This window comes from Kineococcus sp. GCM10028916 (assembly GCF_042674865.1).
In the GTDB taxonomy this organism is placed as follows: Bacteria; Actinomycetota; Actinomycetes; order Actinomycetales; family Kineococcaceae; genus Kineococcus.
This window is the reverse complement of sequence record NZ_JBHTFM010000016.1, coordinates 120,986-145,799: the sequence shown is the minus strand read 5'-3', so window position 1 is coordinate 145,799 and position 24,814 is coordinate 120,986. Positions and strand designations below refer to the sequence as shown.

At 73.2% G+C, this 24,814-nt stretch carries 21 protein-coding genes and 1 pseudogene; 13 read left to right on the top strand and 9 right to left on the bottom strand.

Annotated features, from left to right (window positions below; translation table 11 throughout):
* Positions 1-29 precede the first annotated feature (29 nt).
* The gene (locus ACFQ46_RS14500) at positions 30-1,748 is read left to right on the top strand and encodes a protein kinase (protein WP_380260110.1); all 1,719 of its coding nucleotides are present in this window, start codon (positions 30-32) and stop codon (positions 1,746-1,748) included.
* Between the two features lie 3 nt (positions 1,749-1,751).
* Here the strand turns inward: ACFQ46_RS14500 and ACFQ46_RS14495 are convergent, their stop codons facing one another.
* From ACFQ46_RS14495 to ACFQ46_RS14475, 5 genes are all read right to left on the bottom strand, one after another.
* Entirely contained in the window at positions 1,752-2,642 is an 891-nt protein-coding gene (locus ACFQ46_RS14495) for a TIGR01777 family oxidoreductase (RefSeq protein WP_380260109.1), read from the bottom strand.
* Between the two features lie 76 nt (positions 2,643-2,718).
* Positions 2,719-4,533 (bottom strand): 2-oxoglutarate dehydrogenase, E2 component, dihydrolipoamide succinyltransferase, encoded by a 1,815-nt coding sequence (gene sucB / locus ACFQ46_RS14490; RefSeq protein ID WP_380260436.1) that lies wholly within the window; start codon positions 4,531-4,533, stop codon positions 2,719-2,721.
* A 64-nt stretch (positions 4,534-4,597) separates the two neighbouring features.
* The gene (lpdA, locus tag ACFQ46_RS14485; RefSeq protein ID WP_380260108.1) at positions 4,598-5,977 is read right to left on the bottom strand and encodes a dihydrolipoyl dehydrogenase; all 1,380 of its coding nucleotides are present in this window, start codon (positions 5,975-5,977) and stop codon (positions 4,598-4,600) included.
* Positions 5,978-6,180: 203 nt separating this feature from the next.
* Entirely contained in the window at positions 6,181-6,591 is a 411-nt protein-coding gene (locus ACFQ46_RS14480; protein ID WP_380260107.1) for a hypothetical protein, read from the bottom strand.
* Positions 6,592-6,925: 334 nt separating this feature from the next.
* The gene (locus ACFQ46_RS14475; RefSeq protein WP_380260106.1) at positions 6,926-8,425 is read right to left on the bottom strand and encodes a leucyl aminopeptidase; all 1,500 of its coding nucleotides are present in this window, start codon (positions 8,423-8,425) and stop codon (positions 6,926-6,928) included.
* Between the two features lie 22 nt (positions 8,426-8,447).
* On the opposite strand from ACFQ46_RS14475, the pseudogene ACFQ46_RS14470 reads away from it, so the two are divergent.
* Positions 8,448-9,050, top strand: a pseudogene (locus ACFQ46_RS14470) (GNAT family N-acetyltransferase); the annotation flags it as partial.
* Between the two features lie 29 nt (positions 9,051-9,079).
* On the opposite strand, the gene ACFQ46_RS14465 reads toward ACFQ46_RS14470, so the two are convergent.
* Positions 9,080-10,330, bottom strand: a complete 1,251-nt coding sequence (locus ACFQ46_RS14465) for a nicotinate-nucleotide--dimethylbenzimidazole phosphoribosyltransferase (protein WP_380260105.1) — start codon at positions 10,328-10,330, stop codon at positions 9,080-9,082.
* Between the two features lie 199 nt (positions 10,331-10,529).
* Here ACFQ46_RS14465 and ACFQ46_RS14460 point away from each other — a divergent pair, with 199 nt between their 5' ends.
* The 8 genes from ACFQ46_RS14460 (at position 10,530) to ACFQ46_RS14425 (ending at position 19,419) form a co-directional block, all read left to right on the top strand.
* Positions 10,530-11,789 carry a GAF domain-containing protein gene (locus tag ACFQ46_RS14460; protein ID WP_380260104.1) on the top strand — a complete coding sequence of 420 codons (1,260 nt, stop codon included), beginning with the start codon at positions 10,530-10,532 and terminating at the stop codon, positions 11,787-11,789.
* A 92-nt stretch (positions 11,790-11,881) separates the two neighbouring features.
* Positions 11,882-13,405 (top strand): aldehyde dehydrogenase family protein, encoded by a 1,524-nt coding sequence (locus ACFQ46_RS14455; protein ID WP_380260103.1) that lies wholly within the window; start codon positions 11,882-11,884, stop codon positions 13,403-13,405.
* A gap of 114 nt (positions 13,406-13,519) precedes the next feature.
* Positions 13,520-13,876 (top strand): DUF779 domain-containing protein, encoded by a 357-nt coding sequence (locus ACFQ46_RS14450; protein ID WP_380260102.1) that lies wholly within the window; start codon positions 13,520-13,522, stop codon positions 13,874-13,876.
* Positions 13,877-13,934: 58 nt separating this feature from the next.
* Positions 13,935-14,981: a Gfo/Idh/MocA family oxidoreductase gene (locus tag ACFQ46_RS14445; RefSeq protein WP_380260101.1), complete on the top strand. Its 1,047-nt coding sequence runs from the start codon at positions 13,935-13,937 to the stop codon at positions 14,979-14,981.
* 167 nt (positions 14,982-15,148) lie between these two features.
* Positions 15,149-16,453: an MFS transporter gene (locus tag ACFQ46_RS14440; RefSeq protein WP_380260100.1), complete on the top strand. Its 1,305-nt coding sequence runs from the start codon at positions 15,149-15,151 to the stop codon at positions 16,451-16,453.
* Positions 16,454-16,540: 87 nt separating this feature from the next.
* A complete protein-coding gene (locus ACFQ46_RS14435; RefSeq protein ID WP_380260435.1) occupies positions 16,541-17,641 on the top strand; it encodes a quinone-dependent dihydroorotate dehydrogenase in 1,101 nt (366 codons plus the stop codon).
* Positions 17,642-17,678: 37 nt separating this feature from the next.
* Positions 17,679-19,199, top strand: a complete 1,521-nt coding sequence (locus ACFQ46_RS14430; RefSeq protein WP_380260099.1) for an MFS transporter — start codon at positions 17,679-17,681, stop codon at positions 19,197-19,199.
* Positions 19,200-19,209: 10 nt separating this feature from the next.
* Complete coding sequence (locus ACFQ46_RS14425) at positions 19,210-19,419, top strand: hypothetical protein (RefSeq protein ID WP_380260098.1); 210 nt, start codon at positions 19,210-19,212, stop codon at positions 19,417-19,419.
* A gap of 46 nt (positions 19,420-19,465) precedes the next feature.
* Here ACFQ46_RS14425 and ACFQ46_RS14420 read toward each other — a convergent pair whose 3' ends face one another.
* The 3 genes from ACFQ46_RS14420 to ACFQ46_RS14410 are packed head-to-tail and all read right to left on the bottom strand — an operon-like array spanning position 19,466 to position 22,011.
* A complete protein-coding gene (locus ACFQ46_RS14420) occupies positions 19,466-20,476 on the bottom strand; it encodes an aldo/keto reductase family protein (protein ID WP_380260097.1) in 1,011 nt (336 codons plus the stop codon).
* 25 nt (positions 20,477-20,501) lie between these two features.
* Complete coding sequence (locus ACFQ46_RS14415; RefSeq protein ID WP_380260096.1) at positions 20,502-21,398, bottom strand: heme A synthase; 897 nt, start codon at positions 21,396-21,398, stop codon at positions 20,502-20,504.
* Between the two features lie 13 nt (positions 21,399-21,411).
* Positions 21,412-22,011, bottom strand: coding sequence for a DUF3043 domain-containing protein (locus ACFQ46_RS14410; protein ID WP_380260095.1), 600 nt, complete (start codon positions 22,009-22,011; stop codon positions 21,412-21,414).
* 74 nt (positions 22,012-22,085) lie between these two features.
* Here ACFQ46_RS14410 and ACFQ46_RS14405 point away from each other — a divergent pair, with 74 nt between their 5' ends.
* From ACFQ46_RS14405 to aat, 3 genes are all read left to right on the top strand, one after another.
* Complete coding sequence (locus ACFQ46_RS14405) at positions 22,086-23,498, top strand: dipeptidase (protein WP_380260094.1); 1,413 nt, start codon at positions 22,086-22,088, stop codon at positions 23,496-23,498.
* Positions 23,499-23,588: 90 nt separating this feature from the next.
* A complete protein-coding gene (locus ACFQ46_RS14400; RefSeq protein ID WP_328295632.1) occupies positions 23,589-23,960 on the top strand; it encodes an iron-sulfur cluster assembly accessory protein in 372 nt (123 codons plus the stop codon).
* Positions 23,944-24,807 carry a leucyl/phenylalanyl-tRNA--protein transferase gene (gene aat, locus ACFQ46_RS14395; protein ID WP_380260093.1) on the top strand — a complete coding sequence of 288 codons (864 nt, stop codon included), beginning with the start codon at positions 23,944-23,946 and terminating at the stop codon, positions 24,805-24,807. Before ACFQ46_RS14400 ends, aat begins: the two co-directional genes overlap by 17 nt.
* Positions 24,808-24,814 lie beyond the last annotated feature (7 nt).

Sequence of the window (24,814 nt, the reverse complement as noted above, 5' to 3'; positions counted from 1 at the left end):
CAGTCCCCGGCGTAGCGCACCCTTGAGACGTGGAGCGCACAGGACCCGGAACGCAGACGGCCCCCGCCCGGCAGTGGCGGCGGGAGGCGCTGGCCGCGCTCGGGGACGATCCCCGCCGCCGCGCCCCCGTGGTGGACGGCTACCGCATCGATCGGCTGCTGGGCGCCGGCGGTTCCAGCGTCGTCTGGGCGGGCACCGGCGTCGACGACGTCGAACGTGCGCTGAAGGTCCTGCACCCCGGGGGTTCCGGGGACCTCCTCGCCGAGCTCTCCATGCTGCGCCGGGTCCGCCACCCTCGGGTCGTGGCGGTGCACGACATCTCCACCGACGCCGAGGGACGACCGGTCCTGGTCCTCGACCTCGCGGTCGGCGGGTCGCTCGCGGCCCTGGTGGCGCAGCGCCGGCGCCTCAGCGCCGGTGAGGTCTCCGGGCTGCTCTCGGTGCTCGGCCCGGCCCTGGAGGACCTGCACGCGGCCGGTGTGGTGCACGGGGACATCGCCCCCGGCAACGTCCTGCTCGACGCCCGCGGTGAACCGCTGCTGGCCGACCTCGGGGTCTCGCGGGCTCTGGGTCGCCAGCACGGCAGCGTCCTGGGGACACCCGGTTTCGCCGACCCCACCGCTCTGGGCGGCGGTGGTGTCGGTGCGGCTTCGGACGTCTACGGGCTCGCCGCGCTGGGGTGGTGGGCGCTGACGGGTGAGGTGGCGACCCGCGCCGGAACGCTCGGCGCGCGGTCGGCCGTCCGGCGGGCGGCCGCGGACCTGCCGCCCGGATCCTCCGCCGTCGTGCTCGCGGCGTTGCAGGAAGGACTGCACCGCAGCCAGTCCCGTCGTCCGACGCCCGGTGAGCTGGCCGCGGCGGTGTCCGCGGCGTCCCGTCCGCGGGCGGTCCGGGGTCTGACGCCGAGCGCTGCACCCGTCGCGCCCCGGCGGGTTCCGGGCACCCCGGCACCCGTGGTCCCGCCCCCGCCGGGAGCCACCCGGCAGCTGTCCGTCGCGGCCCCGCCGCCGGTCAGCGCGCGCCCGAGCCCCGCGACGCCCACCGTTCGACGCCGGGCGGTTCCTGCGAGGCCGCCCCGGCGCCGGGCGGGCGGTGGGACCCGCGGCCCGCGGCTCCCCCTCGTGGCCGGGAGTGTCGTGCTCGTCGTGGGCGCGGGGGCGTTCGCCCTCTCGCTGCGCGGCGACGGTTCCGGGCCCTCAGCGCCCGCCTCCCCGGTCGCGTCCGCCTCGGCGCCCGACCTCGCGGCACCCGCTCCTGCGGCGCCCGACGTCGCGGCGCCGGTCGTGGGGGAGACCCCGGCAGCGCCCGTGGGGGAGGCCCCGGCAGCGCCCGTGGGGGAGGCCCCCGCGGTGATCGCCGGCGCCGACGTCCTCCGGGGGGTCGATCCCGTCGCCGTCGTGACCGAACTCGCCGACCGCCGGGCGAGCGCGCTCTCCTCGGGGGAGGCAGGTGCGCTCGACCGGGTGGACGTCCCCGGGTCGTCCGCCGCCGCGGCGGACCGGGCGGTGCTCGACGACCTCGCCCGGGCGGGGACCACCCTGACAGGACTCGGGTTCGCGGTGAGCGACGTGCGGGTCGAGAGCGGGACGGGGGAGCAGTGGGCCCTGAGTGCCGACGTCGTCACGTCGGCGCACGAGACCGTCGCCGCGGACGGTGCTCGGACGAGCGTCCCGCAGAGCGCGCCGCGCACGTCCCGGTTGACCCTGGACCGGGTCGAGGGGGAGTGGCGGATCAGCGCGGTCGGGTGACGCTCAGGCGTTCGCCAGCCAGCCGGTGACCGAGGCGACGTCGGGGTGGCGGAAGGTGAACCCCGCCTCCAGCAGAGCGGTCGGGACCACCCGCTGGCTCGCGGTGATCTGCTCGGCGAACTCGCCCAGCACCATCCGCAGCGCGAACGACGGGACGGGCAGCAGGGCGGGGCGGTGCAGAGCCGCCCCCAGGGCGCTCACGACAGCGGTGTTCGTCGCGGGTTCCGGGGTGGCGAGGTTCACCGGCCCGGGAACGGGGTGGGTGAGCAGGAACTCCAACGCCGCGAGTTCGTCCGGCATGGAGATGAGGCTCCACCACTGGCGGCCGTCGCCCATCGGTCCGCCCAGACCGAGGCGGAACAGCGTCAGCAACTGTCCGAAGGCGCCGCCGACGGGGTTGGCGAGCAGGGCGGTGCGGGCCAGGCTGACCCGGATCCCCGCTGCGGCAGCGGGTTCGGTCGCCTCTTCCCACTCCCGCACGACCTCGGCGAGGAAGTCCCCGCCGCGGGGGGCGGCCTCGGTGAGCACGGTGTCGCCGCCGTCGCCGTAGGCCCCGATCGCCGACGCGTTCACCAGGACCTCGGGGCGTTCGTCCAGGGCCACGAGTGCGCGCACCAGGGTGGACGTCGTCTCGGTGCGGGAACGGAGGATGAGTTCCTTGTACTTCGGGGTCCACCGCTTGTCGCCGACACCGGCCCCGGACAGGTTGACGGCGGCGTCGATCCGGCCGAGGCGGGCCGGGTCGAGGTCTCCGGTGGCCGGGTCCCAGCGCAGCTCGGACGGTTCGCGTTCGGGGCGACGGACCAGCACCACGACCTCGTGACCGCCGTTGCGCAACTTCGCGACGAGGTGACGGCCGATGAGCCCGCTGGCTCCGCTGACGAGGATGCGCACGGTGGAACTCCAGGTTCTCGGAAAGGAACAACCCCGTTCCCGCCGGGCGGGAACGGGGTTGTCGGAACGGGTCGGGTCAGAGACCGAGGTCGCCCTCGAACTCGCCGGCCTCGATGCGCTTCTTCACGGTCTGCAGGTAGCGGGCCGCGTCCGCACCGTCCACGACCTGGTGGTCGTAGGACAGCGCCAGGTACATCATCGAGCGGATCGCGATGGTCTCCTGCCCCTCGGCGTCGGTGAGGACGACCGGACGCTTGACGATCGCGCCCGTCCCGAGGATCGCGACCTGCGGGGCGTTGAGGATCGGGGTGTCGAAGAGCGCCCCGATGCTGCCCGTGTTGGTGATGGTGAACGTGCCGCCGGACAGGTCGTCCGGGGTGATCTTGTTCGACCGGGTGCGGGCGGCGAGGTCGGCGATCTTGCGGGCCAGGCCGCCGAGGTTGAGGTCCCCGGCGTCCTTGATCACCGGGGTGATCAGGCCCTTGGGGGTGTCCACGGCCATCGAGACGTTCTCGGTGCCGTGGTAGACGATGTTCTCGCCGTCGATGCTGGCGTTGAGCGAGGGGTGCTGCTTGAGCCCTTCGACCGCCGCCTTCACGAAGAACGGCAGGAACGTCAGCTTCGCACCCTCGGTCGCGGCGAAGTTGTCCTTCGCCCGCGCCCGCAGCCGGGCGACCCGGGTGACGTCGACCTCGATGACCGTCGTCAGCTGCGCGGAGTTCTGCAGCGAGTCCTTCATGCGCTGGGCGATGACCTTGCGCAGGCGCGACATCTTCTCGGTGGTGCCGCGCTTGGCGGACACCTCCACCGTCGCGGCGGGCTTGGCTGCGGGCTTCTCGGCCGCAGGGGCCGGGGCCGCGGCGGCCTTCGCGGCGGCCGCCGCCTTGTCCGCGGCCTCCTGCACGTCCTGCTTGCGCACGCGGCCACCGACACCGGTGCCGGTGAGGGAGGAGAGGTCCACCCCGAGGTCCTTGGCCATCTTGCGCACCAACGGGGTCACGTAGGTGCTGCCGCCGGTGGCCTCGGCGGCGGCCGGAGCCGCCGGCTTCTCCGGAGCGGGAGCGGGGGTGGGTGCCGGAGCGGATTCCTGGGCGGGAGCGGCCTCGGGTTCCTTGGCGGCCGGCGTCGAGGGCTGGGTGGCCTGCTCGGCCTGCGACCGCGCGGTCTCGCGCTCCGCGACCTCGTCGGCCAGGGACTCCTCCTGCGGCGACTCCTGCGGCGCGGGGGTCTCCTCCTGCGGGGCCGAGGACTGCGCGGAGGCGTCGCCGATGCGGGCGAGGTCGGCGCCGACGTCGGCGGTCTCGTCCTCGCCGACGAGGATCTCCAGCAGGGTGCCCGCGATCGGGGAGGGGATCTCGGTGTCGACCTTGTCGGTCGAGACCTCGAGGAGCGGTTCGTCGACCTCGACGCTGTCCCCGACGGCCTTGAGCCAGCGGGTCACGGTGCCCTCGGTGACGGACTCGCCGAGCGCGGGCATCTTGACGGGCTCGCCACCACCGGAGCCGGCGGAAGGCGCAGCGGCCTGGGGCGCGGCAGACGGAGCCGGGGCGGACGGAGCCGGTGCGGACGCAGCCGCGGGTTCGGGCTCCGGCGCGGGTTCCGGGGTCGACTCCTCCTGCGGCGCGGGCGCGGACTCCCCACCGCCCTGCTCGCTCGCCTCACCGATGCGGGCCAGGTCGGCGCCGACGTCGGCGGTCTCGTCCTCGGGCACGAGGATCTCCAGCAGGACACCGGCGATCGGCGAGGGGATCTCGGTGTCGACCTTGTCGGTGGACACCTCCAGCAGCGGTTCGTCCACCTCGACGGTGTCACCGACCGACTTCAGCCACCGCGTGACGGTGCCCTCGGTCACGCTCTCACCGAGAGCGGGCATCTGCACCGAGTTCGACATGTCTTCGGTTCTCCTCACGGACGTTCTCCGGCGCCCGGAGGACGCCGCGGGTTTCAGGTTCGGGTCAGGAGTGGGAGTGCAGCGGTTTCCCGGCCAGGGCCAGGAACGCCTCTCCGACGGCCTCGTTCTGGGTGGGGTGGGTGTGCACGAGGGCGGCGACGTCCTCGGGGTAGGCCTCCCAGTTCACGATGAGCTGCGCCTCGCCGACCTGTTCGCTCATGCGGGAGCCGACCATGTGGACGCCCACGACGGGGCCGTCCTTCTGCCGGACCAGCTTGACGAAACCGGTGGTGCCGAGGATCTGGCTCTTGCCGTTGCCCCCGAGGTTGTACTCGAGGACGTCGACGTCACCGAACTTCTCCCGGGCCTTGGCCTCGGTGAGGCCGACGGAGGCGACCTCGGGCTCGCAGTAGGTCACCTTCGGGATGCCGAGCTCGTCGACCGGTTTCGGGTCGAGGCCGGCGATCTCCTCGGCGACGAAGATGCCCTGGGCGAACCCGCGGTGGGCCAGTTGCAGGCCGGGGACGATGTCGCCGACGGCGTAGACGCCGGCGACGTTGGTCGCGAGGCGCTCGTCGGTGAGGACGAACCCGCGGTCCATCGTGATGCCCTGTTCCTCGTAACCGAGGCCGGCGGTGTTCGGACCGCGACCGACGGCCACGAGCATGAGGTCGGCGTCGAAGGTCTTGCCGTCCTCGAGGGTGACGACGACGCTGGAGTCGGTCTGCTCGACCCCCTTGAAGCGGACGCCGAGGGAGAACTTGATGCCGCGCTTGCGGAACGCGCGCTCGAGGGCCTTGCTGGCCGCCTCGTCCTCGAGGGGGACCAGGTGCGGGAGGGCCTCGACGATCGTCACGTCGGCGCCGAAGGAACGCCACACGCTCGCGAACTCGACCCCGATGACCCCGCCGCCGAGGACGATGACCTTCTCGGGCACCGAGTCCAGGCCGAGGGCCGTCTCGCTGGTCATGATCCGGCCGCCGATCTCGAGGCCGGGCAGGCTGCGGGAGTAGGAACCCGACGCCAGGACGACGGATTGGCCCGTGTAGCGCTGACCGTCGACCTCGACGGTGTTCTTCGCGACGAGCTTGCCGGTCCCGGAGATCAGGTCGATCTTGCGGGACTTCACGAGCCCCTGCAGACCCTTGTAGAGACGCGCGATGACGCCGTCCTTGTACTTGTTGACGCCCGCCATGTCGATGGACTCGAAGGAGGCGCGGACCCCGAAGGTCTCCGACTCCCTGGTCGTGTCGGCGACCTCGGCGGCGTGCAGGAGGGCCTTGGTCGGGATGCACCCGCGGTGCAGGCAGGTCCCTCCCAGGAGGTCCTTCTCCACCAGGGCCACCTTCAGGCCCAGCTCGGCGGAACGCAGCGCGGCGGCATAGCCCCCGCTGCCTCCCCCGAGGATGACGACGTCGTACTGCTGCTCGGCGGCACCTGCCACGAAATGCTCCTGAGGTCGGCTGTGCTGGCGACTGCTCCGTCGCGATCCTCTCACCACGCCCCGCACGCAGCGCGAGGGGGTGTGTGAGCGAGCGGTGACGCTGGGACGCAGGGCTGGACGCACGACAGCGCCCGGTCCCGGGGGAGCAGGCGCTGTGTGCGGGGGGTTCGGTTCGTCTGGACCGGCCGGTCTGGAGGAGCGGGTCAGCGCTCCTTCTCGGAGGTGACCGATTCCTTGCGGTCCACCGCGGACTCCTTGCGGGCGACCGTGGATTCCTTGCGCTGGGTGGTCGATTCCTTGCGGGCGACCGTGGATTCCTTGCGCTGGGTGGTCGATTCCTTGCGGGCGACCGTGGATTCCTTGCGCTGGGTCGCGGACTCCTTGCGCTCGACCGTGGATTCCTTGCGCTGGGTGGCCGATTCCTTGCGCTCGACCGTCGAGGTCGCCTTCAGTCCGGGAGCCACCTTGACGGCCGTGAGGGTCGCGGACGGTGCAGCCGACGCGACGGCCGCCGACGCCAGACCGCCACCGGCCAGGACGGCGGTGGCCGCGAGACCCGCGGCGAGACGCGCGAGGCGGCGGGAGGAGCGGGACGGGGTGGCGGTGCTGGACATGGTGCCTCCGTGACGAGTGCCCCGGTGCACACCGGGGAGCTTTGTGATGTACCGAACCGGTCGGCGTGGTGACGCCCCCGAACTAGGCCGTCACCGAGAGCATATAGCTAGTTGCAGAGAGTGCACGAGCTGTCTCGAAAATGATCACTCGATCAATGGGTCGCGGCATCTTCGATCATGGAAATCGTCGGTGAACAGCCTCTGACGCAGAGGTTCCCGTTCCCAGAACGTTTCACGACGAGGATCGGGCCGAGAAGCACCGGAATGCCTGACCCGGGCCGCACCCCCTTTCCGGGGAACGGCCCCGCAGCTGCGTCCCGGGCCCCGGCCGGGCTCAGCGCCCGGCGTGGTCCTCGGCCAGCGCGACCAGGGTCCGCACCGCGACACCCGTCCCGCCGCGGTGGGTGTACCCCCACGGCTCACCCGTGGCGAAGGCCGGACCGGCGATGTCCAGGTGCGCCCAGGGGATCGCGGTCCCCGCGGCGGAGTCGCCGACGAACTCGCGCAGGAAGACCGCCGCCACGAGCATCCCGCCCGCCCGGTCGCCGATGTTGGCCAGGTCGGCCACGGGGGAGTCCAGCGTCGCCCGCAGCTCGTCGGGCAACGGCATGGGCCAGAACGACTCCCCGGCCCGTTCGGCCGCGGCGAGGACCGCGCTGCGGAACTCCTCATCGTTGCCCATGATCCCCGAGACCCGGTTCCCCAGGGCGACGACCTGGGCGCCGGTCAGGGTGGCCACGTCGACGATGGCGTCAGGACGTTCGGCCGAGGCGGCGTCGAGCGCGTCACCGAGGACGAGCCGCCCCTCGGCGTCGGTGTTCAGGACCTCCACCGTCGTCCCGCCGTGCATCGTCAGCACGTCGGAGGGGCGGATCGCGGTGCCGGAGGGCATGTTCTCCGCGATGGCCAGCCAGCCGGTGACCTTGACGGGGAGCTTCAGGTCGGCGACCGCCCGGACCGCGGCCAGCACGGCCGCGGCACCGGACATGTCGCTCTTCATCGTCTCCATGCCGCCCGCGGGCTTCAGCGAGAGACCGCCGGAGTCGAAGGTGATGCCCTTGCCGACGAACGCGAGGTGGCCCTTGGCCTTGGCCGGTGCGTGCTCCACGACGACCAGGCGCGGGGGACGCGAGGACCCCTGGCCCACGCCGAGGATGCCGCCGAAGCCGCCGTCGGCCAGCGCCTGCTCGTCCAGCACGCGGACGGTGAGCGAGGTTCCCGCCGCGGCCTGCACCGCCGCCGCGGCGAGGTCGGCCGGTGCGAGGTCGGCCGGTGCCGTGTTGATGAGGTCGCGAGCCGTCGCGACGGCCCGGGAGAGGACCTCGGCCCGCTCGACCGCGGCGCGGAAGGTCTTGTCGCGGGGCTTGTCGACCAGCAGCGTGACCTCGGCGACCGGTTCACGCTCGGCGGCCTTGTACCGGGTGAAGGCGTAGGCACCGAGCCCGGCGCCCTCGGCGACGGCGGCCAGCGTGGCCGCGTCGGGGGTGGGCAGCGCGAACGCGACCCGGCCCTTGCCGGCGAGGGCGCGCACGGCCTGACCCGCGGCGCGGCGCAGGGTCTCGTGGTCCGGCGCGGCGCCGACCCCGACCAGCGCCACCAACGGCGTCGCGAGCCCGGCCGTCCCGGGGACCAGGTGCACCGAACCCGGTTTGCCGTTCGCGCCCAGGGCGACGGCGGCCTCGGCCAGCGCGGAACGCGTCGCGCGAGGGAGGTCGTCACCCCCCAGGACCTCGGGGGCACCGGGACGCTTGCCGGTCGCGGGAGCCAGTCCCAGGACCAGCGCGTCGACCGAGACGCTCTTGACGGACTTGCTGCTGAGCAGGAGACGCGACACCACGGCACCCTAACGTGGGGGCGTGATCCAGCCACCTGCGCCGCACCCGGACCCCGACGTCAGCGCCGGCCGGCACGAGCTCCGCCCCGGCCTGTGGTGGCGTCAGGTCAGCGTGGCCGACGTCCCCGCGCTGCAGGAGATCTGCCTGCGCACCGGTGACGCGGGTCGCGATGCGAGCGCGCGCACGGCCTTCCCCGAACTGCTCGCCGACGTCTACGCGACGCCGTACGCCCACCACGAGGCCCGGTTCGGGACCGTCGTCGAGGACGCCGACGGCGTCGCCGGGTACCTCCTCGGCTGCCGGGACACCGCCGCGTTCGAACGCTGGCGCGAGGCGGAGTGGTGGCCGCCGCTGCGGGCGCGCTACCCCCGCCCGGAGGACGTGCAGGGCTTCGACGCCGGGCCGTTGCGGACCGTCCACGGCGGCGTGGCCCCCGAGCCGGTCTGGGCCACGCATCCCTCGCACCTGCACGTCGACCTGCTGCCCCGGTTGCAGGGCAAGGGGATCGGTCGGGCGCTGGTGGAGCGGGTCTGCGCCCAGCTGGCGGCCGACGGGTCGCCGGGGGTCCACCTCGGGGTGTCGGGCGCCAACCCCGGCGCCGTCGCGTTCTACCGGCGCGCGGGGTTGGTGGAGCTCGCCGCGACGGCGCGGGGCTACACGTTCGGGCGATCGTTCGGGTCGGCGGGTCCTTCCGCGACGGGTTCCACCGCGACGGGTTCCACCGCGACGGGTTCCACCGCGACGGGTTCCACCGCGACGGGTTCCACCGCGACGGGTTCCACCGAAACGGTTCCGGCCTCCTGAACCGGGGCCTCCGGCTCGGGCTCGGGCTCCGGCTCGGGTTCCGGGTCGGGCAGCGGGGGGAGCGCCGCCTCGTCCGCTGCGGCCAGGGCCTGCGCGGCCCGCAGCACACCGAGGGCGGTGAGCGCGCCCGACCCGCCCCCGCGACCGGCACCGAGGTCCAGCACCGGCACCATCTTCAGCCGGTCCGCGGCGAGGGCCTGCGCCGGTTCCGCGCTCGCCGCGCCGACCTGCCACCACTTCTCCGCCCCCGGCACCCCGCGCGAGGCGAGCAGCGCGGCGGCGACCCCGACGACCCCGTCCAGCAGCACCGGGGTCCGGCGGGCCGCGGCCCGCAGCAGGAACCCGACCGCCGCGGCCAGGTCGGCGCTCGCGACGGCCTGCAGGACGGCGGTGGGTCGGGTCGCGAGCTTGCGCGAGCGGCGGACGGCGTCGCGCACGGCGGCCGTCTTGCGCATCCACGCGTCGTCGTCGACACCGCTGCCGCGCCCGACCACGTCGACCGCGCCCTTGCGCAGGCAGGCGGCCACCAGCGTCGCGGCGACGGTCGTCGCCCCGGCGCCCAGGTCCCCGAGCAGCAGCAGGTCCACCCCGGCGTCGACCTCGGCGTCGGCGATCGCCGCCCCGGCACGGACCGCGACCTCGACCTCCTCGGCGCTCAGCGCGTCCCCGGAGGCGATGTCCCCGGAGGGTCGGAGCGCGTGCTCGAGCACGGCGGCGGGCACACCGTCGGGGCCCTGCTCGCCCCAGTCCACGCCCAGGGCGTGCACGGCCACGGGGACCCCGACCGCCGCGGCGAGGGCGGCGAAGGCCCCCCGGCCGGCGACGAGTTCGCGCACGGCCTGCGCCGTCCACCCCGGCTCCAGCCGGGAGATCCCCCGGGCGGCGACACCGTGGTCACCCGCGAAGACGACCAGGCGCACCCGCTCCAGCGGAGCCGGCACGTCACGGTCCTGCGTCCCGGCGAGCCAGGACGCCAGCCCGTCGGCGCGTGAGGCCGGACGCAGCGGCGCCACCAGCCGGGGGCGCGCGAGCGGGGTGTGCGGCGAGCGCAGACCCTCGGCGATCTCACGCAGGTTCAACGGCCGCGGGCCGTCGGTCATCGGTGCTCCTCGGGGGACGGGTGGGACGGGTGGGACGGGTCTCGCAGCGTGCCACGGAAACCGCGCACGGCCGCGTGCCCCGCATGGTCGCACCCCCGGGCGCCCCGGCGGGCGGGCCGTCCCTTGTCGCTCGTCGCCGCCCGGCCTACCGTTCTCCCACCCGGGTCCGACGGAGGGCCCGAGGGGGAGGGACGAGCGGGTGTCGGCACGGTTGTCCCGATCGCGCGAGGACTGGCTGGCGTCCTGCGAGAGCGGTCCCGCGGGGACGCCGTTGCCCGGTGCCCGCGACGTCGTGTCCTCCTCGTGGTGGCGAGCGCGCAGCACCGGCCTCGACCCCGACCGCGTCCTGCCCCCGGTTCTGCTCGAGGGGACCGACCTGCTCGAGCGTCGCGACGCCCACCCCCTCGCCGGTGTCCTGCCCACCGCCCGCCGGTTGCTGCTCGAGGAACCGCTCGGGGTGCCCGTCCTGATGGCCGTCAGCGACGTCGACGGGACGTTGCTGTGGGTCGAGGGCGACCCGGGACTGCGCCGGGCGGCCGAACAGATGGCCTTCACCGCCGGGGCGCGCTGGAGCGAGGACGTCGCCGGCCTCAACGCCCCGGGGACGGCCCTCGCCCTCGGCCGTCCCGTCCGGGTCCGGGCCGAGGAGCACTACGCGACGGCCGTCTCCCGCTGGAGCTGCTCCGCCGCCCCGGTGCGCGACCCCTCCTCCGGGGAGGTGCTCGGCGTCCTCGACCTCACCGGCGGGGACGACCTCGGCCGGGAACGGGCCCTGCAGTTCGTGCGCGCCGCCGTCGGGGCGCTCGAGGGGGAGCTGCGGGTCTCCGCGCTGCGCCGGGGCCTCGGGGGGATGCCCGTCGCGCTCCCGCCCCCCGCTCTCCGGCTGTCGGTGCTGGGGGCCGCCGCGCACCTCGGGGTCGCCGCCGACGTCCGCTCGTTGTCGTTGCGCCACAGCGAGATCCTGCTCACGCTGCTCACCGGCCCGGAGGGTGGGCAGTCCGCGGCCCGGCTGGCCGCCGAGCTCGACGAACGCCACCTCGCCCCCGTGTCGGTGCGCGCCGAGGTGCACCGGCTGCGTTCGGTGCTCGGGGAACGCACCCGTGGTCTCGTCGCGCTGTCGCCCGCGCCCTACCGGCTGGTCGGACCGCTCGGCTGCGACGCCCTCGAGGTCCGGGACGCGCTGCGGGCCGGCCGGGTGCGGGACGCGGTCCGGGGCTGGACCGGTGACCTGCTGCCCGCCTCCGACGCCCCCGGGATCCGGGAACTGCGCGAGGAACTGCGCGCCGGGCTGCGCGCCGCCGTCCTCGAGGGGGAGGACGACCAGGCCCTGCTGGAGTTCTCCCGGACCGGCATCGGTCGCGACGACCCCGTCGTGGCCCACGACCTCGTCCGACGCCTCGCCCCCGGGGACCCCGGGCGGGCCGAGGCGCTGGCCCGGGAGGTCCGCCTCCGCGGGTGAGCCCCGCCTGCAACGGGGTTGCAACGCAGCACGGCGCACTCTGGCGGGCAGCGACGGAGCAGTCGCTGTTCTCCTTCACCACGGAGGTCTCCATGACGGTCTACGAAGCCCCCGGACGCACCGGCAGCGTGGTTGAGTACGCCGACCGCTACGACCACTGGATCGGTGGCGAACGCGTGGCGCCCGCCGAGGGCGGCTACTTCGAGAACCCCAGCCCCGTGAACGGGCAGACCTTCACCGAGGTGGCCCGCGGCACCGCGGCCGACGTCGAACGGGCCCTCGACGCCGCCCACGCCGCGGCCCCCGCCTGGGGCCGCACCTCGGTCGCCGAACGTGCCCTCGTCCTGAACCGGATCGCCGACCGCATCGAGGCCAACCTCGAGAAGATCGCCGTCGCCGAGACCTGGGACAACGGCAAACCCGTCCGCGAGTGCCTCGCCGCCGACATCCCGCTCGTCGTGGACCACCTGCGGTACTTCGCGGGCGTCGTCCGCGCCCAGGAGGGCGGGATCTCGCAGATCGACGAGGACACCGTCGCCTACCACTTCCACGAACCCCTCGGCGTCGTCGGGCAGATCATCCCCTGGAACTTCCCGCTGCTGATGGCGATCTGGAAGCTGGCCCCGGCGCTCGCGGCGGGCAACTGCGTCGTCCTGAAGCCGGCGGAACAGACCCCGGCCTCGATCATGTTCCTGATGGACCTCATCGGCGACCTGCTGCCGCCGGGGGTGGTGAACGTCGTCAACGGGTTCGGGGCCGAGGCCGGGAAACCCCTCGCCAGCAACCCGCGCATCCGCAAGATCGCCTTCACCGGTGAGACGACCACCGGCCGCCTGATCATGCAGTACGCGAGCCAGAACCTCATCCCGGTCACGCTGGAACTGGGCGGCAAGAGCCCGAACATCTTCTTCGACGACGTGGCGAGCGCGCACGACGACTTCTACGACAAGTCCCTCGAGGGTTTCACGATGTTCGCCCTCAACCAGGGCGAGGTCTGCACCTGCCCGTCGCGCGCCCTGATCCAGAACGGGATCTACGAGTCGTTCCTGGCCGATGCCGTGGAACGCACCCGGGCCATCAAGCAGGGGAACCCGCTGGACACCGAGACGATGATCGGCGCCCAGGCCAGCAACGACCAGCTCGAGAAGATCCTCTCCTACATCGACATCGGCAAGCAGGAGGGCGCCAAGCTCCTCATCGGCGGCGACCGGGCCGACCTCGGGGGCGACCTCGCCGGTGGGTACTACGTGAACCCGACGATCTTCGAGGGCGACAACTCGATGCGCATCTTCCAGGAGGAGATCTTCGGGCCCGTGGTCTCGGTGACCCGCTTCGAGGGCCCGGACGACGCGCTGAAGATCGCCAACGACACCCTCTACGGTCTCGGGGCCGGGGTGTGGTCCCGCGACATCCACCTCGCCTACCGCATGGGTCGGGGGATCCAGGCCGGGCGGGTGTGGACGAACAACTACCACGCCTACCCCGCGCACGCCGCGTTCGGCGGGTACAAGAGCTCGGGCATCGGGCGGGAGAACCACAAGATGATGCTCGACCACTACCAGCAGACGAAGAACCTCCTCGTCAGCTACTCCACGAGCAAGCTCGGCTTCTTCTGAGCCACCGCCCGCGTTCGCCCCTCCCGACGAGAAGGAGTCCGACGATGACCCTGCAGGACGAACCGCCCGGCGCCCGTGTCCGGGGCCGGTTCGCTGCGGAGCGGGGGTGAGGACGTGCCGGTAGGACTGACGGCGGAGGCGGCGGCGCAGTTGCGCCGCCTCCGCGCCCGGCACGGGGAGCTGATGTTCCACCAGTCGGGGGGCTGCTGCGACGGCAGTTCCCCGATGTGCTTCCCCGACGGCGACTTCATCCTCTCCGACGCGGACGAGTTCCTCGGGAACCTCGAGATCCCGGCCGAGGAGGCTTCCGAGGCGTTCACCGTCGGGGTGTGGATGTCGAAGGAGCAGCACCTGCGCTGGGCCCACACCGAACTGACCATCGACCTCGTCCCCGGGCGCGGGGCCGGGTTCTCGCTCGAGGCGCCGGACGGGGTGCGCTTCCTCGTCCGGTCCCGTTTGTGCCGGCTCTGAGCGGGAGGTTCCCGGTCTCCCCGGTCCTCGCGGACGACGGGTGGCTACGGTAGCCCGCGTGAGCGACGCCGACACCCGCCCTGGACCCGTGACCTTCGCCCTGCTCGGGTACGGCGGGGGTGGGCGCTTCTTCCACGCCCCGATCATCGCGGGCGCCCCCGGGGCCCGGCTGGGGGTCGTCGTGACCTCCGACCCCGAACGGGCGGCGCAGGCGAAGGCCGAGCACGGGGTCGAGGTCGCCGGATCGCTCGCCGCGGCGAAGGACCTGGGCGTGGACGCGGTCGCGATCTCCACCCCGGCGGCGACGCACACGGACCTGACGAACCAGGCGATCGACCTGGGTCTGCCCGTGGTCTGCGACAAGCCCTTCGCCCTCGACGCCCGGAGCGCGATCGAGACGGTGCAGCGCGCGGAGGCCGCCGGGGTGCTGCTGGCGCCGTACCAGAACCGGCGCTGGGACTCCGACTTCCTGACCCTGCAGCGCGTGCTGGCCGAGGGGGAGCTCGGGGACGTGGTGCGCTTCGAGTCCTCCTTCGAACGGTGGTCCGCGGGCGACCCGCCGGCGGCCGGGGGTGGCCTGGTGCGCGACTTCGGGGCGCACCTCGTCGACCAGGCGCTGCACCTCTTCGGGCCGGCGCGCAGCGTGAACGCGCAAGCCCGGGGCGTGAAGGGGAGCGAGGACGACTTCCGGATCCAGATCGAGCACGTCGGTGGGGTGCGCAGCGAACTGTCCGGGTCGTGGAAGCAGGCCCTGCCGGGACCGCGCTACCGCGTGACGGGCACCCGGGGAAGCTTCGTCGTCGAGTCCCCGATGGACGTCCAGGAGGAGGTCCTCCTCTCGGGCCGGACACCGTCCTCCGAGGGCGCGGCGTGGGGCGCGGAACCCGCGAGTCGCTGGGGGTGGCTCGCCCCCGGGGGTGGCGCGGTGCACCGGGTGCCCAGCGAGGCCGGCCGCTGGCCCGACTTCTACGCCGGGTTCGCGGCCGCGGTGCGCGGGCAGGGTCCCGTCCCCGTCGACCCGTGGGACGCGGTCGAGACCTGCACCACCGTGGACGCGGTGCACGGCAGCATCGAGCACCAGGAGGTCGTCTATCTCACGGAGTGAGACGGTCGTCTCGCTCGTTGGATGCCTCACAGCTGGGGCGTAGGATCTGCGTCACACCCGGAACGACGACGGCGACCCCGGTTGAGCGACTCCGGGTGTCACGCGCCCGCCAGGACGAACCCTGGGAACGGCCCCCGCACCCACCCGTCGTCCGAAGGTTTCCACTCATGGGTCCCGCCGACCTCAGCACCACCCGGGCCGCGCCGCCGACCAACCCCACGGGGAAGGTCGCCGCCGCCAGCCTCATCGGCACCACGATCGAGTTCTACGACTTCTACGTCTACGCGACGGCCGCCGTCCTCGTCTTCCCGCAGCTCTTCTTCCCCTCCGACAACGACACCGCCGCCGCGCTGGCGTCGCTGGCGTCCTTCGCGATCGCCTTCGTCGCGCGCCCCATCGGCTCCGTCGTGTTCGGCCACTTCGGGGACCGGATCGGCCGCAAGACGACGCTCGTCGCCGCGCTGCTCGTCATGGGCATCTCGACGGTGCTCATCGGCGTCCTGCCGACGCACGCGAGCGCCGGGACCCTCGCTCCCGTCCTGCTCTGCGTCCTGCGCTTCGGACAGGGTTTCGGCCTGGGCGGGGAGTGGGGCGGCGCGGCGCTGCTCGCGACGGAGAACGCCCCGGCGAACCGTCGTGCGCTCTACGGGATGTTCCCGCAGCTCGGTGCGCCGCTCGGCTTCATCATCGCCAACACGCTGTTCATCGTCCTGTCCTCCACCATGAGCGACGCGACGTTCACCGCGTGGGGCTGGCGGGTGCCGTTCCTGCTCAGCGCCGTGCTCGTGGTCCTGGGCCTGTGGATCCGGCTCAGCCTGGCCGAGACGCCGATCTTCGCCAAGGCGCTGTCGGAGAACCGCCAGGTGCGCGTCCCGGTCGCGGAGACCTTCCGCAGCAGCTGGCGCATCGTCGTCCTCGGCGCGTTCTCGGTGATGCTGACCTACACCCTCTTCTACCTCACCACGACCTGGTCGCTGAGCTACGGCACCAAGGCGCTGGCCTACTCCCGTCACGACTTCCTGCTGATGCTCTGCGTCGCCGTGCTCTTCATGGCCGCAGCCACCCCGCTCTCCGGGATCCTCTCCGACCGCTTCGGTCGTCGTCCGGTCCTGGCCACCGCGATGGTCGGCGGCGCGGTCGTGGGACTGCTCACCGGTCCGCTGCTGGGTTCCGGCAGCACCGCGCTGGTCATGGTGTGGTTGTGCGCCGGGTTGTTCTTCATGGGCCTGGTGTTCGGTCCGATCGGGGCGTACCTGCCCGAGCTCTTCCCGACCAACGTCCGCTACACCGGGGCCTCGCTGGCCTTCAACTGCGGCAGCATCCTCGGTGCCTCCCTCGCGCCGTACACCGCGGTGAAGCTGGCCGCGGCCCACGGTGTCGGTTGGGTCGGGTTCTACCTGGCCGGCACGGCCGTCGTCAGCCTCGTCGCGCTGTCGCTGTTGCGCGAGACCCGGACGTCCTCGATCAGCTGATCCACCGTCTATCGTGAGGCACCACGGCCGCCGGGGACGGCGGCCGTGGTGCTCGAACGCAGCGTGACGACCGGGGGAGTGCAGGACGTGGTGGCTGGATCGGGACGCGCCTACAAGACGGTGTACCGACACCTGCTGACGCGCATCGACGCCGAGGACGCCCACCGCTGGGCCTTCGCCGGGATGCGGGTCGCGAGCCGCGTTCCCGTTGCCTCGCAGGTGCTGCGCCGTGTCTTCGTCGAACCGGACCCGCGGTTGCGCACGACGGTCTTCGGCCTCGACTTCCCGACCCCGCTGGGGTTGGCCGCCGGGTTCGACAAGAACGCCACGGGGATCGCGGCGCTCGGCAACTTCGGGTTCTCCTGCGTCGAGATCGGGACCGTGACGGCCCTGCCGCAGCCGGGGAACCCCAGGCCCCGTCTGCACCGGCTCGTCGCCGACCGGGCCGTCGTGAACCGGATGGGTTTCAACAACGCCGGCGCCGAGGTCGTGGCGCGGCGGTTGCGCCAGGTGCGGGCCGTCCCGCCCGTGCACCCCGTCGTGATCGGGGTGAACATCGGCAAGAGCAAGGTCGTGGCCGAGGCCGACGCCGCCTCCGACTACGCGGTCTCGGCGCGCCTCCTCGCCCCCTACGCCGACTACCTCGTCGTCAACGTCTCCTCTCCGAACACGCCGGGTCTGCGTGACCTCCAGGCCGTCGAGAAGCTCCGGCCGGTGCTGCGCTCCGTGCGCGAGGCCGCCGACGCCGCCGCCCACCGCCACGTCCCGCTCCTGGTGAAGATCGCCCCCGACCTCTCCGACGCCGACGTCGACGCCGTCGCCGACCTCGCCCTGGAGGAGGAGCTCGACGGGATCGTCGCCACGAACACCACGATCTCGCGCGAGGGACTGCGTTCCGGCGCAGCGCTCGTCGCCGCCGCAGGTGGGGGCGGTCTCTCCGGTGCCCCGCTGAAGGAACGTTCGGTCGAGGTGCTGCGCCGGCTCGCCGCGCGCACCCACGGGCGCCTCGTGCTCATCAGCGTGGGGGGGATCGAGACGGCCGCGGACGTCCAGGAACGCCTCGACGCCGGCGCCTCGCTCGTGCAGGCCTACACCGCGTTCATCTACGAGGGCCCGGGCTGGGCGCGGCGCGTCCTGGGCGAACTGGCCGCCAGCCGCACCCGTCGTGAGGGCGACAAGCGGTTCTGAGTTGTGCCACCCGCGGACGCGGGTGAGGGTCGGACCCGTGACCGACCTGGCCCGACGACCCTCCGCTTCCTCCGACGGGCCCTCCTCCTCCGACGCGGCACCCGATCCGAACCGCTGGCGTGCCCTCGGGGTCTGCCTCGCCGTCGGGTTCATGACCCTCCTCGACGTCTCCATCGTGAACGTCGCGCTGCCCTCGATCGAGACGTCCCTGGGGGCGGGATCCAGCCAGATCCAGTGGATCGTCGCCGGCTACGCCCTCGCCTTCGGCCTGGTCCTCGTCCCCGCCGGGCGCGTCGGCGACCTCTACTCCCGGCGGCTGCTCTTCGTCGTGGGTCTCGCCGGGTTCGTCCTCACCAGCGCGGGGGCCGGGCTCGTCCAGTCCGCGACGGCGCTCTCGATCGTCCGTCTCGCGCAGGGGGTGACGGCCGGGCTGGTCAACCCCCAGGTCCTCGCCCTCATCCAGGAGCTGTTCTCCGGCGCCGAGCGGGGCAAGGCCTTCGGGCTGTTCGGAACCACCATCGGGCTCTCCACCGCCATCGGGCCGCTGCTCGGCGGCGGGATCCTCGCGGTGTTCGGCGAGGCCGAGGGCTGGCGGGGGGTCTTCCTGGTGAACGTCCCCATCGGGATCGTGCTGCTGCCGCTGGCGTGGAAGTGGCTGCCCGGCCGCGACCGGTCGCGGGCCCGCTCCAAGCTCCACCTCGACGTCCCGGGGTTGCTGCTGCTGGCCGTGGCCACGGTGTTCGGCATGCTGCCCTTCGTCCTCACCACCGGCCAGGGGGACTCACCCGCCCGCTGGTGGTTCCTGCTGCCGGGTGCGGTGCTGCTCGCCGCGTTCGTCGCCTGGGAACGCTGGGAGGGCAAGCGCGGTCGCGACCCGGTCGTGGCCGGTGAGCTGGTGCGCACGGCGTCCTTCACCGGGGGAGCCCTCGTGGGGATCGCCTACTTCGCCGGGTTCACCGGGATCTTCCTCGTCGTCACGCTCTACCTGCAGACCGGGCTGGGGTTCTCACCGCTGCAGGCCGGGCTGGTGCAGACGCCCTTCGCAGTGATGTCCGCGATCTTCGCCCAGGTCGGGGGGCGCCAGGTGAACCGGCGCGGTCGGCCGGTCGTCGTCGTCGGGCTCGTCGTCGTGGCGCTCGGGCTGGCCGGGGCCGACGTGGTGTCCGCCGCCCTGCAGGGCACCGCCGGTGCTCTCGCCCTGTCGGCGTGCCTCGCGGTCGCGGGGGCCGGCAGCGGGCTCGTGATCTCCCCGAACCAGACGCTGACGTTGGCCGAGGTGCCGCGCAGCGTCGCCGGGGTCGCGGGCGGGGTCCTGCAGACGGGACAGCGCGTGGGCTCGGCCATCGGGGTCGCGGCCACGACCGCGATCTTCTTCTCCACCGTCGCCGCGGGTCCGCGCTCGCAGGAGGTCTTCGGCGAGGCGCTCTCCGACGGGCTGCGCGTCTCGCTGGGACTCGTCGTGCTCGCGCTCGTGCTGGCGATCGTCGACCTGCGCCGCCGCGCCGCGCACCAGCACGGCGCGCACGACGCCAGCGCGGCCCGGCACCGGGTCGAGTAGGTTCGCGAAGGTGAGACCGACGCAGTGGACTTGGAAGTACGAGGACGTCGAGGGTCGTCCCCTCGACGGTGACGAGACGGTGTTCCCGACGCAGTCCGACGCCGAGGTGTGGATCGGTGAGTCGTGGCGTGAGCTGCGCGCCCGCGGCGTCGAGAACGCCCACCTGTGGGCGGACGGCGCCGAGGTCTACGGCCCGCTGTCGCTCCGCCCCGTCGACTGACGAACCGTGATCTTGCTGGGAGACCCAGCAAGATCACGGTCGGGGGTCAGGACGGGCGAGACGTGGGGGCGGTCGCGGCGGTGCGGGCGGGGTCGCGCTCGACGACCTCGCCGAGGGCGGCGTCGATCTTCTGGAGCAGCTCCGCCGGGATCGTCACGCCGGAGGCCTTGACGTTCTCGTGCACCTGCTCCGGACGCGAGGCGCCGATGATCGCGGCCGCGACGTTGTCGTTCTGCAGCACCCACGCGACGGCCAGCTGGGCCATCGAGAGCTGCAGCTCGCTCGCCACCGACTTCAGCTCCTGGACCCGCGACAGCACGTCGTCGCGCATCCAGCGGCTGATCATCTGCTTGCCACCCTTCTCGTCGGTGGCCCGGCTGCCCTCGGGCGGCGCGCCACCGGGGGTGTACTTGCCGGTCAGCACGCCCTGGGCGATGGGGGAGAACACGACCTGGGAGATGCCCAGCTCACGCGAGGTCGGGACGACCTCCTCCTCGATCACGCGGTAGAGCGCGGAGTACTGCGGCTGGTTGGAGACGAGCTGGAAACCCAGGTCCTTCGCCAGCGCGTGGCCCTGGCGGAGCTGGTCGGCGGTCCACTCGCTCACGCCGATGTAGAGCGCCTTGCCGGCGCGGACGACGTCGGCGAAGGCCTGCATCGTCTCCTCGACCGGGGTCGAGACGTCCCAGCGGTGAGCCTGGTAGACGTCGACGTGGTCGGTGCCGAGCCGCTTGAGCGACCCGTCGATGGACTCGTGGATGTGCTTGCGGGACAGGCCTGAATCGTTGTGGCCCTTGGGGCCGGTCGGGAAGAAGACCTTCGTCAGGATCTCCAGGCTCTCCCGGCGCTGGCCCTTGAGCGCGATGCCCAGGACCGTCTCGGCGGCCGTGTTCGCGTAGACGTCAGCCGTGTCGAACGTCGAGATGCCCGCGTCGAGCGCGGCGTGGACGCACGCGATCGCCGCATCGTTCTCGACCTGGGAGCCGTGGGTGAGCCAGTTGCCAAAGGTGATCTCTGAGATCTTCAGTCCGCTGCGACCGAGGTGTCGGAACTCCATGGTCGCGAACCTAACCTGTGGGCGCTCAGACGGCGAGGGCCTCGGGGGCGAGTCGGTCCATCGTGGAGCTGCGGGCGGCCAGCAGCACGCGCGTCGCACCGGACGCGGTGAGCGCGGCACCGAGGAGGTGCAGGACCACCGCGACCCCCGGGAGGCCGTCGAGGCTCTGGTAGGTCCCGAGGCCGGCCTGGAGGACGAAGAGGACCAGCAGGATCGTCGCGCGACGTCGGACCAGGTCGTCCCCGGCACGCTTCGCCACGACGACCACGACGGCCGCGAGCACCAGCGCGAGGACGGCCGAGATCCCGTGCACGACCGTGACGGCCGTCCAGCTCGCCGGGATGCGGTGGATCTCGGCGCTGTCACCGGGGTGCGGCCCGGACCCGGTGACGATCGTGCCCAGCACCACGACGACCCCGGTCACCACGACCAGCCCGCGAGCCAGCCGGCGGGTCGTCTCGGCCGGTGCGGGGATCACCGCGCGGTGGGCGATGTCGTAGCTGACCGTCGCGGAGACGAGCAGGGCGATGGCGGCGACGAAGTGGGCGGCCACGATGTAGGGGTTCAGCCCGGTGAGGACGGTGATCCCCCCGACGACGGCGTTGAGGACGACCCCGAGGAACTGCCCCCAGCCGGACCAGAGCAGCGCGCGGTGACGCGGCCGCTGCAGCAGGCAGGCGATGATCACGGCCCCGACGGCGATGCAGATGACCGTGGTGAGGAGCCGGTTGCCGAACTCGATCGCGCCGTGGATGCCCGTCGAGGCGGCGGCGGAGGTGAAGGAGTCGGCGGTGCAGCGCGGCCAGGTCGGGCAGCCGAGCCCGGAGCCGGAGACCCGGACGATCCCGCCGGTCACGATGATGAGGATGGCGACGGCCAGGGCCGCCGCGGTCGTCCAGCGGACGGCGCGGGAGTGGGTCACGGTGCGGCTCCGGTCAGCGGGGGAGGGCGCCGCGGTCCACCATCGGCACCGGTCGGCGCATCCGGCGGATCTGCAGCGCACGGGTGACGCCGTAGGAGACGAGACCGCGCTCGGGCTCGGGGAACCGGGCCTTGACCGCACGGGACACCTTGCGGCCCAGCAGGACGCTGTCGATGATCACGACGGCCAGCATCAGGTAGATGAGCAGCGTGGTGCCGAGCAGGAGCTGCGCGGAACCCAGCGGCTGGGCGATCATCGAGAGGATCAGCGAGGCACCGGCGATGATGAGGAAGTACTCACCGACGTTGCGACGGGCGTCGACGACGTCGCGGACGAAGCGCTTCTGGGCTCCGCGGTCGCGCACCGGCAGGTAGCGCTCGTCGCCCGTGAGCAACGCGGTCTGCATCTTGGCGCGCTGTTCGCGCTGGGCCTCGCGGCTCAGCTTCTGCGCGGCCTTGCGGTCGGTGGGGACCAGGGGGCGGGCGTTGCGGGCGCGGGCCTCGCTGCGCTTCGGTGTGGGACGGCCCTTGCCGCCCTCCTTGGTCAGCTCGACGAGCGACCCCTCGACGACCTGGGTCGAGGCGGCTGGCTTCTCCTTCGAGCGTCCGAACACGAGACCGAGGGTACGTCACCGCGCACGACCTCCACCTCCTCCTGCGGCGGTGGGGCCTGTGTAGCGTCGCGGTCGTGACGGACCTCACGCTGCCATCCCCCGGACCCGACCGCACCGCCGCCCTGCGGGCCGCCTCGAGCGCCCAGGACGACGCCACCCGCGCCGACCTCGAGGCCCTCGTGCGCATCCCCAGCGTCTCGGCGCGCGCCTTCGACGCCGCGCACGTCACCGCCAGCGCGCAGGCCACCGCGGAGCTGCTGCGCGCCGCCGGGATGCCGAGCGTGGAGATCGTGACGGCGTACGCCGCGACGCCCGAGGGGGACCTGGAGTCCAACCCCGCCGTGATCGCGCACCGCCCGGCCCCGGCCGGTGCCCCGACCGTCCTGCTCTACGCCCACCACGACGTGCAGCCGCCGGGGGAGGAGACCGCCTGGTCCTCGCCCGCCTTCGAGCCGACGGAACGGGACGGACGCCTCTACGGCCGCGGCGCCGCCGACGACAAGGCCGGGGTGATGGCCCACGTCCACGCCCTGCGCACGCTGCTGCCGCTGTGGGGCCCCGAGGACGGGGTCGGCGTGACCGTCTTCCTGGAGGGGGAGGAGGAGATCGGCTCGCCGACCTTCGGCGCCTTCCTCGCCCAGCACCGCGAGGCGCTGGCCGCGGACGTCATCGTCGTCGCGGACTCCGGCAACTGGCGGATCGGGATCCCGGCGATCACCACCACCCTGCGCGGTCTCGTCGACTGCGACGTCACCGTCGACGTGCTCACCCACGCCGTGCACTCCGGGGTCAACGGCGGGCCGGTGCTCGACGCCCTCACCAGCCTGGCCCGTCTGCTCGCGACGCTGCACGACGAGAACGGCGACGTGGCGGTGAAGGGGCTGCTCACCACCTCCGCCCCCGACGTCGACCTCACGGAGGAGATGTTCCGCTCCGACGCCGGCGTGCTGCCGCAGGTCCACCTCGCGGGGACGGGGACGATCGCGCAACGGCTCTGGACGAAGCCCGCCATCGCCGTCATCGGCCTGGACGCCACCCCGGTGGACCGGGCCAGCAACACCCTGGTCCCCTCCGCCCGGGCCAAGATCAGCATGCGCATCGCCCCGGGTCAGGACCCGTCGGCGGCGATGACGGCCCTGCGGCGCCACCTCCTGGCCAACGCCCCGTTCGGGGCGCGGGTCACCGTCGCCGACGGTGAGGAGGGACAGGCGTTCTCCGCCGACACCACCTCCACGGCGCACGACGTGGCCCGGGCCGCCTTCGCCGAGGCCTACGGCGCACCGACGGTCGAGATGGGCATGGGCGGGTCCATCCCGTTCGTCGCCGACCTCGCCGCGCTCTACCCCGGCGCCGCGATCCTGGTCACCGGGGTCGAGGACCCCGACTCCCGGGCCCACGGGGCCGACGAGTCGCTGCACCTGGCGGACTTCACCCACGCGTGCCTCGGCGAGGTGCTCCTGCTCGACGGTCTCTCCGCGGCGACGTAACCTCGGGGGAGGGAACATCCGCGGTCACCGCGCCGTTCCTGACGAGGACTGCACGGCAAGGCCCCGCGAGCGAATCTGGAGACGATGCTCATGACCACGACCACCGACACGACCACCACCGGGTCGACGGGTGCGAGCCACGGGGTCCTGCTGACCGACGTGGCCGCGACGAAGGTCCGCACGCTGCTCGAGCAGGAGGGCCGCGACGACCTGCGTCTGCGCATCGCCGTCCAGCCCGGTGGCTGCTCGGGCCTCATCTACCAGCTCTACTTCGACGAGCGCACGCTGGACGGGGACGCGCTGCGCGACTTCGACGGCGTCGAGGTCGTCGTGGACAAGATGAGCACCCCCTACCTCGAGGGCGCCACCATCGACTTCGCGGACACGATCGAGAAGCAGGGCTTCACGATCGACAACCCCAACGCCGGGAGCAGCTGCGCCTGCGGTGACTCCTTCAGCTGATCCGCAGCACCCCGCACTGCACCCGTCGGCCCCCGCACCCACCGGTGCGGGGGCCGACTGCGTCTGGGGGGTACCCCTGCCCGAGGGGCCGCAAGGTCGCCGACGCCGGGACCCGGGTCCGGCCCCCTTCGGGTTCGCCGACCTCGCCGTCGAGGCGGGGGAGGACCTCGTCGCCGCGGGTGGGGACCTCTCCCCGGCGACCCTCCTCGAGGCCTACCGGCACGGGTTCTTCCCGATGGGTCTGGGGGGCGGCGGCACCGGGCCGGTCGGCTGGTGGTCGCCGGATCCCCGTGGCCTCCTCGTCCCCGAGCGGGTCCACGTGTCCCGGTCGTTGCGCCGCTCGTCGCGCCGCTTCGAGGTGCGCGTCGACACCGCCTTCGAGGAGGTCGTCGCCGGCTGCGCCGACCCCGGACGCAGCGGAGCCTGGATCACCCGGGAGGTGGCCCGGGCCTACGCCCGGCTGCACCGGCTGGGCTGGGCGCACTCCGTCGAGGTCTTCCTCGACGGGGAGCTCGCCGGCGGTCTCTACGGCCTCAGCATCGGCGGGCTCTTCGCGGCGGAGTCGAAGTTCCACCGCGTCACCGACGCCTCCAAGGCGGCGGTGGTGGCGCTGGCGCAGCTGATGACCGCCGACGGCGTCCCGGGTCGCCTCGTCGACGTGCAGTGGCGCACCGACCACCTGGCCACCCTGGGGGTGGAGGAGGTCGACCGTCCGGCCTACCTGCGCCTCCTCGGCGATGCCCTGCCGCTGCCCGTGCCCCGTGCGTTCACCGCTGCGGGGGTGCCCCGCGACGAGGTGCACGACGCGGCACGCCCCGATCGGCCCATCGACTACGACAAGGGGTAGTCTCCTC